This window comes from Vibrio sp. 10N.286.46.A8 (genome assembly GCF_041470165.1).
Lineage (GTDB): Bacteria > Pseudomonadota > Gammaproteobacteria > Enterobacterales > Vibrionaceae > Vibrio > Vibrio tasmaniensis_A.
Window position 1 is genome coordinate 1 of sequence record NZ_JBFRLX010000418.1, and the last position, 222, is coordinate 222.

Below are 222 nucleotides of genomic sequence, written 5' to 3' on the forward strand. Positions count from 1 at the left end.
GCTGTTGCTGCAGCTATCGCTCGTGCTAAAGCGAAGAAAGCTCAACAAGCGGAATCGGCTTCTGACGCTCCGGTTGAAAAATCAGGTAACGCTAAGAAAGATGCTGTTGCTGCCGCTATTGCTCGCGCTAAAGCAAAGAAAGCTCAGCAAGCGGAATCTGCTTCTGAAGCTCCGGTTGAAAACTCTAGCGACGCTAAGAAAGATGCTGTTGCTGCAGCTATC

General features: G+C 50.0%; 1 protein-coding gene. It reads left to right on the forward strand.

Annotated features, from left to right (window positions below):
• Positions 1–222: hypothetical protein (locus AB4232_RS22760; protein ID WP_372088133.1), on the forward strand; the 222-nt coding region annotated here is incomplete at both ends.